This window comes from Malikia spinosa, assembly GCF_002980625.1.
GTDB lineage: Bacteria > Pseudomonadota > Gammaproteobacteria > Burkholderiales > Burkholderiaceae_C > Malikia > Malikia spinosa.
The window spans coordinates 1-7,524 of sequence record NZ_PVLR01000058.1; the positions used below are offsets into that span (position 1 = coordinate 1).

At 64.8% G+C, this 7,524-nt stretch carries 7 protein-coding genes and 1 tRNA gene; 3 read left to right on the forward strand and 5 right to left on the reverse strand.

What is annotated here, in order from left to right; all coding sequences use genetic code 11:
- Window positions 1-468: 468 nt before the first annotated feature.
- The 5 genes from C6P61_RS16170 to C6P61_RS16190 all read right to left on the reverse strand — a co-directional run bounded on the left by C6P61_RS16170 (window position 469) and on the right by C6P61_RS16190 (window position 4,870).
- A tRNA-Met gene (locus tag C6P61_RS16170) sits at window positions 469-545 on the reverse strand.
- A 68-nt stretch (window positions 546-613) separates the two neighbouring features.
- Entirely contained in the window at window positions 614-2,422 is a 1,809-nt protein-coding gene (locus tag C6P61_RS16175) for a M61 family metallopeptidase (RefSeq protein WP_105730954.1), read from the reverse strand.
- Window position 2,423: 1 nt separating this feature from the next.
- Window positions 2,424-2,951, reverse strand: a complete 528-nt coding sequence (locus C6P61_RS16180; RefSeq protein WP_105730955.1) for a DUF3429 domain-containing protein — start codon at window positions 2,949-2,951, stop codon at window positions 2,424-2,426.
- Between the two features lie 4 nt (window positions 2,952-2,955).
- Window positions 2,956-3,678 (reverse strand): DsbC family protein, encoded by a 723-nt coding sequence (locus tag C6P61_RS16185; protein ID WP_105730956.1) that lies wholly within the window; start codon window positions 3,676-3,678, stop codon window positions 2,956-2,958.
- A 64-nt stretch (window positions 3,679-3,742) separates the two neighbouring features.
- Window positions 3,743-4,870 carry an FAD-dependent monooxygenase gene (locus tag C6P61_RS16190; protein WP_105730957.1) on the reverse strand — a complete coding sequence of 376 codons (1,128 nt, stop codon included), beginning with the start codon at window positions 4,868-4,870 and terminating at the stop codon, window positions 3,743-3,745.
- Window positions 4,871-4,932: 62 nt separating this feature from the next.
- Here C6P61_RS16190 and C6P61_RS16195 point away from each other — a divergent pair, with 62 nt between their 5' ends.
- The 3 genes from C6P61_RS16195 to C6P61_RS18405 all read left to right on the forward strand — a co-directional run.
- A complete protein-coding gene (locus tag C6P61_RS16195; RefSeq protein WP_105730958.1) occupies window positions 4,933-5,817 on the forward strand; it encodes an MOSC domain-containing protein in 885 nt (294 codons plus the stop codon).
- A 272-nt stretch (window positions 5,818-6,089) separates the two neighbouring features.
- Complete coding sequence (gene ychF / locus C6P61_RS16200) at window positions 6,090-7,184, forward strand: redox-regulated ATPase YchF (protein WP_105730959.1); 1,095 nt, start codon at window positions 6,090-6,092, stop codon at window positions 7,182-7,184.
- A gap of 208 nt (window positions 7,185-7,392) precedes the next feature.
- On the forward strand, window positions 7,393-7,524 hold a 132-nt coding region (locus tag C6P61_RS18405; RefSeq protein ID WP_425319760.1), incomplete at its 3' end, for a hypothetical protein.

A 7,524-nucleotide genomic window follows, 5' to 3' on the forward strand; every position in this document is an offset into this window, starting at 1 on the left:
ACTTGTGTTAGCGGCTGTAAGCAAAGCTGGCAGCGCCGGCAGAATCGCGCTGCCTTATCCATGCTCAGGCCGTCTGAAATGGAATCGTTGAGGCAGGAGGTGCAGCAGGTGCCAGATCGGATGAGGGCAATCCTTGGCACAAGCTGTGCAAGGTCCTGACCGACGGTGACTTGTTGCGCGCTGCCATGAGCGTTCTCTGTGCCTGTTCATCGCACGCGGTCTATCTTCCCTGGTCCTTTGCCAGCCCCTCAGAAGGGTTTAGCGAGGGTTTTTGGCTTTCCGGCCAGGGCTCCTAGGAAGGCTTTGTCGGTGCATCCCCTGCAGACCGCATGATCGATTCCTATCGGACCGGCTGATCCACACGCGCAATCCATGACTGGGTCGAATGGCACGAAAACCCTGTGCCATTGGCTAGATGGCCACGCAGAAACGAAAAGCCCACTGTCGTGAAACAGTGGGCTTGAATTTTGGTGGCGCTTCAGGGATTCGAACCCCGGACCTGCGGATTATGATTCCGTCGCTCTAACCGGCTGAGCTAAAGCGCCAACAGGATTGAATTATAGGCACAAAAATGCAGTTTAGACAAAGTGCATGAAAATTTCTTGAAAAAAGTTCATTCCTGCAGCCAGCGGCGCTCCGGCACAGCGTTCGGCGCTGCTGCCGGGCGCTGAAGCTTGATGCTGTAGCGGGGCTGGGGCCAGTCCAGGGGGCATTTCAGCAGCCGGCCGTCGCGCGATACCAGGGCAGTCAAGGCACTGCGGCCCGAGGCATAGAGCGCGACCTCGTCGAGCTTGCGCACGCGCCAGGCCTGGGCCTCGGCGCCCGGCTCGGTGGGGGTCAGTTCCACGGCCAGCCATTCGTCTCCGGCGGCCAATCCGGCGGCTTCTGCCACCGTGCCGCGCAGCACGTTCTTGATCGTCAGTCCGCCGCTCTCGTTCACGCGCAGTCCCAGCCGCTGTGCCAGTGGCTCGGGTTCCTGCAGCCATTGCAGGCCATGGCGCTGCAGCAGTTCGGCCAGCGGCAGCTCGTCGGTGCCGTGCACCCAGTCCTGCAGTTCGGCGTCGTAGCGGCGCTTGCCCAGCTGCTTAAGCACCGCCAGCAGGTCGGATTCGCGCATCGGGCCGGCATCGCAGCGCTGCATCAGGGCCCGCATCACTCCGTCGAGGTCGCTGTGGCCTTCGGCACGCAGCGTCAGGTCGAGGCAGAGCGCCACCAGCGCGCCCTTGCCGTAGTAGCTGACGGTGGCGTTGGGGCTGTTTTCGTTGATCCGGTAGTACTTGACCCAGGCGTCGAAGCTGGCCTGTGCCACGCTTTGCACCTGGCGTCCCGGTGTCTGCAGCAGCTGGTTGATGGTCTTGCCCAGCAGTTGCAGGTAGGCCGATTCGTCGATCAGGCCGGCGCGCAGCAGCAGCAGGTCGTCGTAATAGCTCGTGAAGCCCTCGAAGAACCAGAGCAGTTCGGTGTAGTTCTCGCGGTCGTAGTCGTAGCGCTTGAATTCGCGCGGGCGCAGCCGCTTGACGTTCCAGGTGTGGAAATATTCGTGGCTGATCAGCCCGAGCAGTGTGGTGTAGCCGTCGCTGGCCTGGCGCCTGCTCGTAGCCGGAGTTTCCTGCGCAGAGCCGCGCCGCGGCAGGTCGCTGCGTTGGCAGACCAGCGCGGTCGAGTTGCGGTGTTCGAGGCCGCCGTAGCCGTCCTGGCTGGCGTGCAGCAGGAACAGGTAGCTCGTGAACGGTGGTGCTGCGCCGTCGGGGTGCCAGAAGGTGATCTCGGTCTCGCAGATGCGCTGCGTGTCGCGCAGCAGCTGCTCGCAGTCGGCAAAGTCGCCGGCGCCGCTGACGACCAGGCGATGCGGCACGCCGCGGACCTCGAACTGGCCGGACCAGAAGCGGCCGAGCTCGAATGGGCAATCGGCCAGTTCGTCGTAGTCGCGCGCCAGGTAGCGGCCGAAGCCGCGCCCATCAACCTTGGCCGGAGCCAGTCCGGTGGCGACCTGCCAGCCCGCGGTATGCGCGTTGTCGAGCAGCTCGAATGCATGCGGCTCCCGCTCGCGGCCCGGTACACGCAGGCACAGGCTGGTCGGGTTGAAGAAGCCGCGCTGTGCGTCCAGGAAGGCGGTGCGGACCGAAGCGTCGAAGGCGTAGACCTCGTAGCGCAGCTCCAGCGGGGCTTTGCCGCTGCCAGCAGGCAGTCTGGCTTCCCAGCTGTTCTTGTCGAGCTGCTCGAGCGCGACCGGCTGGCCGGCGATGCTGGCCTGCAGCCTTTGCAGATGCTGGGCGAATTCACGTACCAGATAGCTGCCGGGTATCCAGACCGGCAGGCTCAGGCGCTGGCGCGCGGCAGGCTGGTCGATCTCGAGCGTGATGCCGTACAGGTGCTGGTTCGGGTCCAGTACCGAGACCCGGTAGCGTATCTGGGCCTTCATGTCAGAGCGCGCCAGCAGCCAGGAAGCAGCTCAGCGCCGCCACGGTCGACAGGTGAAAGCGCAGCGTCAGCCAATGCTGCAGGCCGGCGCTCGGATAGAGCTTGCGGTCGATCAGGTAGCAGGCGATCAGCAGCAGGCCGAGCCAGATCAGTCCGGCCTGGGCCTGCAGCTTGACTTCGTCGATGCTGAGCTCTCCTTGCGCGATGTACCAGACCAGTCCCGACAGGATCGGGATCAGGATGCCGAGCCAGGCCAGCAGCGAGGCCGAGATGCCCCACCAGAGCGCGGGGACCTGATGTTCGTCCCGGTGCGAGGAGCCCGCTTCCGAATGCACCCAGGCTGCACCCCAGTGCACGCCGCCGAGGAAGGAGGCAATGATCGCGGCATAGCAGGCCAGTGCCGTCGCGACGAAGGGTTGCAGGTCGTTGTCGACCAGCAGCCAGACCATCAGGGCCAGCAGCACGAAGGGAATCAGGCCGGCTCGGCCCAGGGTCTTGATCAGTTGATGGTGGTCGATGGACTGGCTCATGGGGTCACTTGCTGTTGGCGAGGGCTTGTTCGATCTTCTCGAGCGGCACGGCACCGGGCAGGCGGGTGCCGTCCGGCAGGAAGCTGGTCGGCGTGCCGGTGATGCGGTGCTGCTTGCCCAGGGCCAGGTTGCGCTGGATGGCCGAGCTGTCGCAGCTGGCTGGGGTCGGTGCGATGTTGCGCAGCATCCAGTCCTCGAAGGCCTTGGCCTTGTCCTTGGCGCACCAGATCGCCTGTGACTTGGCTTGCGAGTCCGGTCCCAGCACCGGGTAGAGGAAAACATAGACCGTGACGTTGTCGATCTTGGCCAGATCCTTCTCGAAGCGCTTGCAGTAGCCGCAGTTCGGGTCCTCGAAGATCGCGATCCGGCGTTTGCCGTTGCCGCGCACGATAGTGAAGGCGTCCTTGAACGGCAGCGCCTTGAAATCGACCGCGCTGAGCTTGCTGACCCGCTCTTCGGTCAGGTTGCTGCGGGTGCGGGTGTCGATCAGCTCGCCCTGCAGCAGGTAGTTGCCCTCGGCGTCGGTGTAGAGGATGTCGCTCTGGTTGACGCGGACCTCGTACAGGCCGGGCATCGGGGTTTTGCTGACCTCGTCGATGCGCGGCAGGTTGGGCAGGCGTTCGGCCAGGTTCTTGCGGATCGCGGCTTCCTGGGCGGAAGCGCCGAGCGCTTGCGTGACCAGGGTGGCGGCCAGCAGGGTTCGGATCGTCAGGCGGATGAGGTTCATGGCGAAAAAAGAGGTTGAGGCCGTGGTGGAGCGTGAGCTGGGCAAGCCACTGGAAGGCTGGAGGTCAGGCGCCGCCCATGGCTTGTCTCATGGCCCAGCGCTTGATCGGCTGCAGCCGGTCGAAACCGCGCAGGCCCCAGCCACGCAGGGCCTGGATGCGGCTGTCTGGCGCGCTGAACAGGCCGAACAGGCCATCGGTCACGAGCGCCATCTGGGAGAAATCGGCCTGGCGCGCGCGCTCGTAACGGCGCAGCAGCTTTAAGTCGCCGAGTTCGCGCCAGTATTCGCGCTGGTGCAGCACCCGGGCTAGCTCGGCGACGTCGCCCAGGCCGACGTTGAGGCCCTGTCCAGCCAGCGGGTGCATCGCGTGTGCGGCGTCGCCGGCCAGCGCGACTCCGGACTTGACCCAGCGGTCGGCGCGCGAGAGTTCGAGTGGCCAGCCGGCTGGCTGGCCTTGCAGCGTCATGGCGCCGAGCGCCTGGTCGCAGGCCTGTTCGACCCCTTGCGCCAGTGCCGCAGGCGGCATCGCGAGCAGCTCGTGCGCGCGTGGGTGCGGCACCGACCAGACCAGCGCCACTTCATGGCCGCTGGCGCCACCCATGGGCAGCAGCGCCAGGATTTCGTCGCCGCGGAACCACTGGCGTGCCACGCCGCCGTGCGGCCGTTCGCATTGCAGCCTGGCCGCGATTGCCGTGTGGGGGTAGGGCTTGCTGTCGTAGTGAAAGCCGAAGGCTTCACGGCTGACGCTGCGCTTGCCTTCGCAGATCACGGTCAGCGCGGCGGCCGGGCGCTCTGGCAGCCATTCGATGCCGCCCTGATAGCGCACTGCCTGCGCAAGCCGGTCTTCCAGCGCCGGCACGTCGACGATCCAGTTCAGCGTGTCGGTGCCGGCTTCGCTCGCATCGAAGGTCAGCGCGGCGTTGGCGCTGGCGTCGCTGACCCACATGCGAGTGACCGGCGTCACCGGAGATGGGCCACTGCCGTCGGCATTCTCTGGCCAGACGCGCAGCGACTCGAGCAACTGGCGCGCGGCCAGGTTCAGCGCATAAGCGCGGATGTCGGGGCTGGCTGGCGCAGTCGGCCGCGCTGGCGTGACCAGCGCGATGCGCAGTCGGTCGCGCGCCAGCAGCAGCGCCAGAGTCAGTCCCACCACGCCACCGCCGAGGATGGCCACGTCGTACTTTTTGCTCATGGACGGATTGTAGGAGCAGGGCCCACAATGGCTGGGTGTGTGAATGAAGACCCGATATCGATATGCTCTCCATCCCCGACGACATGCTGCCGCTGCAGATCGAGCAGCTGTGGATCTACCCCATCAAGTCCTGCGCCGGCATCCGGCTTGAGCAGGCCGAGTTGCAACTGGCCGGCCTGGAATGGGATCGGGCCTGGATGGTGGTTGACGCGCAAGGCGAGTTCGTCTCGCAGCGCGAATTGCCGCGCATGGCGCTGATCCAGCCGGCGTTCCGGTTCGGCCAGCTCGAGCTCAGCGCGCCGGGCATGCTGCCGTTGCTGCTGGAACTGGAGCTCGACCCCGCCTCGCAGCGGCTGCCGGTCCAGGTCTGGGACGATCGAGTCCAGGCCTGGGACATGGGCGACGCGGCGGCGCAGTGGTGCAGCGAGTTCCTGCAGGCGGATCTGCGTCTGGTGCGCTTCGACCCCGCGGTGCGCCGACTGTCTTCCGAGCGCTGGACCCGCGGCGTCGAGGCACCGAACCGTTTCAGCGATGGTTTTCCGCTGTTGCTGCTGTCGAGTGCCTCGCTGGCCGATTTCAACCAGCGCTTGCAGGCCCTGGGCCAGGACCCGGTCGGCATCGAGCGCTTCCGGCCCAATCTGGTGCTCGGTGGCCTTGATGCGCATGACGAGGACCGGCTGGCCGAGCTGGTTTTCCCGCTGCAGGCGGGAGGCGAGGTCCGGCTGCAGCCGGTCAAGCCCTGCGCGCGTTGCGCCATTCCCAATATCGATCCGGTCACGGCCAAGTCCGATCCGGCAGTCGGCGACACCTTGCAGACCTATCGCCAGGATCGTCGCCTGCTGGGAGCGGTCACCTTCGGCATGAATGTCATCGTGCGCGAGGGTGCGGGCCGCCTGCTGCGTCAGGGGCAGGCTGGCTGGGGCCGCTGGGATGCCTGGGACGACTGAGTGTTGACGGCTTGGCCCGGTCTTGGCTGTCTGGCTGCAGGGCGAATGCCCGGCGCGTGACCCAGGATCATGCTTAGGACAAGACTAGGCGCCAACAGGTCCGGTCGGTACAATCATTCCATTTGTCGGCGCGCGCGAGCCATGGCCCGGTAGGGCATCGCGCCACACCGCCGACACGACACTGCAGGGCCCTCTCCTGCCTGGCTGAGGCTCATGGAGTCGAGCTGGCAGCGCAAGGGAAGGGGCTTGCATCTCAATTCCAAAGGACCCCCATGAGCTTGAAGTGCGGCATCGTCGGCCTGCCCAACGTCGGCAAATCCACCCTGTTCAACGCCCTGACCAAGGCCGGCATCGCTGCCGAGAACTATCCCTTCTGCACCATCGAGCCCAATACCGGCGTGGTCGAGGTGCCGGACCCGCGGCTGGACCAGCTGGCCGAGATCATCAAGCCTGAGCGCATCGTGCCGGCCATCGTCGAGTTCGTCGACATCGCCGGCCTGGTCGCGGGCGCTAGCCAGGGCGAGGGCCTGGGCAACCAGTTCCTGGCTCACATCCGCGAGACCGATGCCATCGTCAACGTGGTGCGCTGCTTCGAGGACGACAACGTGATCCACGTTGCCAACAAGGTCGATCCGATCGCCGATATCGAGGTGATCCAGACCGAGCTCTGCCTGGCCGACATGGGCACGGTGGAAAAGAGCCTGCACCGCTACAACAAGGCGGCGCGCTCGGGCAACGACAAGGAAGCCGCGGCGCTGGTCAAGGTGCTCGAGAAATGCCTGGCCGCGCTCAACGAAGCGCAGCCGGTGCGCTCGATCGAGTTCAGCGAAGCCGAGCAGGCGCTGCTCAAGCCGCTGTGCCTGATCACGGCCAAGCCCGCGATGTTCGTCGGCAACGTGAGCGAGGACGGCTTCGAGAACAACCCCTTCCTGGACCGCCTGCAGGAATACGCGGCCAAGCAGAACGCGCCGGTGGTGGCGATCTGCGCCAAGATCGAGGCCGAACTGTCCGAGATGGACGATGAGGACCGCCTGGTCTTCCTGCAGGAGATGGGCCAGGATGAGCCCGGCCTGAACCGCCTGATCCGCGCCGGCTTCAAGCTGCTGGGCCTGCAGACCTACTTCACGGCTGGCGTCAAGGAAGTGCGCGCCTGGACCATCCATATCGGCGACACCGCGCCGCAGGCTGCCGGTGTCATCCACGGCGACTTCGAGCGCGGCTTCATCCGCGCCCAGACCATCGCCTTCGATGACTTCATCGCCTACAAGGGCGAAGCCGGCGCCAAGGAAGCCGGCAAGATGCGCGCCGAAGGCAAGGAGTATGTCGTCAAGGACGGCGATGTCATGAACTTCCTGTTCAACGTGTGATATCTATCAATTAGTCTTTATTTTGGCAAATCCGGTGGATGGCCCTCAAGTTTCACCGAATGGTGTCGATATAAAAACTGATGTGGTTTATGTCAGCTTCTTTGCTGAACTTTAGCCGCAACGCCACTTGCTCGATGTAGTTTCGCCTAGGCGTTTTGCTGAGCATGTTCAGATTGCTGTCAATTAACGCTTTCCAAAGAGGCTGCGCATGTCTTACATCACTTCTTTAAGCACGACACAGGTTGCCGTTCTCACGTCTACAGATATTGCTAATCTGTCCGTGAGCCAAGTCCAGGAGTTCTCGACCGCGCAAATCCAGGCGCTGACGACGGCCAACGTG